Below are 1,326 nucleotides of genomic sequence, written 5' to 3' on the forward strand. Positions count from 1 at the left end.
TTCATTGCCTCATTCGAACGCGGCCGGCAAACCCGGTGGTTCGCATAAAACAAAACCCCGCCAAAAAATGACGGGGTTTGTCAGCAGTCTGAAGCGGCCGTGAGGAGGCGACTTCCTGGCTCAAGGTCGAAAGCTGGACCGTTGCTGGTTTCAATCCACGCCTCCGTGAGGAGGCGACGACAGTTCCCCGCGGCGTGCCCGTATCGCAATGGGTTTCAATCCACGCCTGCGTGAGGAGGCGACGCCGCCTTCAACTGGTGGCAAGTTTTCCAAGGCGCGTTTCAATCCACGCCTGCGTGAGGAGGCGACCTTCGGCATTTGTGGCTACGTTGGCCGCAAAATTGTTTCAATCCACGCCTGCGTGAGGAGGCGACCTGCTTTAGGCCGATGAGCGGGTTTTCCGTCTCAAAGTTTCAATCCACGCCTGCGTGAGGAGGCGACGCGGCCTGTACCTCAACGCAACAGGTGAGTGCCTCGTTTCAATTTACGCCTGCGTGAGGAGGCGACCCCTATGTCGCGGTGGATGATGCCGCCCCATCGGTAGTTTCAATCCACGCCTGCGTGAGGAGGCGACAGCAGACGACGCAATCACTCGCCAGAGCCGGACAGTTTCAATCCACGCCTGCGTGAGGAGGCGACAGCCAGCCTCGATATCGGCAATCGTCGAGGCACTGTTTCAATCCACGCCTGCGTGAGGAGGCGACAGGCGAGGGCAAATTCGTTTGCGGCGGTGCCGTGGTTTCAATCCACGCCTGCGTGAGGAGGCGACCCGTGACCGCCAAGGTTCTGGCGGCACTCGTACACGTTTCAATCCACGCCTGCGTGAGGAGGCGACTTCAGAACCCGGGCAAGGCCTTCGATGGTTTCCTTGTTTCAATCCACGCCTGCGTGAGGAGGCGACTGTCACACAGCTAACCAACTGTGCCACCGAAGAAAAGACCGGATCTTTTGCGAAATGGTGTCCCGAAGTCGCTGCAAGGATTGCAGAATTCGGCGCGCTGCAAAATGGGACAACAATGTCAAAGAGTTGCCCCGGTGCGAACCTAGTGCGGTTCGGCGGCACGCTTGCGGTTCGCACCGAAATGTCCAACCGCAATGTCAGCGTATCAGACGATCAGTGTCCCGCCGAGATCGGCGGCAGGCTTTGCGCCGACATGCTCCACCTTGCGCTGCCAGTTAGCCCCCAGATAATAATATCGAAGACTGTCGAAATCCGTCTTGATGATGCCTTCTAAAGCGTGTCGCATCTAACAGGATTCGGGATTACGGTTTTGCTTGATCTGTGATTCACTTTGCCCATGGAAGGAGAAGCGCCATGGGCAAACC

The 1,326-nt window shown here is 57.8% G+C and carries 1 protein-coding gene and 1 CRISPR repeat array; the gene reads right to left on the reverse strand.

The genetic code is table 11. The annotated features are described in order from the left end of the window. The first annotated feature begins 147 nt into the window (after window positions 1-147). A CRISPR array of direct repeats spans window positions 148-901; the repeat unit is 31 nt; unit sequence GTTTCAATCCACGCCTGCGTGAGGAGGCGAC. A gap of 205 nt (window positions 902-1,106) precedes the next feature. Beyond that, a complete protein-coding gene (locus J2T09_RS27530; protein ID WP_373458669.1) occupies window positions 1,107-1,247 on the reverse strand; it encodes a CRISPR-associated endonuclease Cas2 in 141 nt (46 codons plus the stop codon). Window positions 1,248-1,326: the final 79 nt, after the last annotated feature.

Origin of the sequence: Neorhizobium huautlense (assembly GCF_030811685.1) — a bacterium.
GTDB classification, from domain to species: Bacteria; Pseudomonadota; Alphaproteobacteria; order Rhizobiales; family Rhizobiaceae; genus Neorhizobium; species Neorhizobium huautlense_A.

Excerpts from the sequence above, each read along its gene's own strand:
- J2T09_RS27530 (WP_373458669.1), bottom strand. The coding sequence starts at position 1,247 with ATGCGACACGCTTTAGAAGGCATCATCAAGACGGATTTCGACAGTCTT.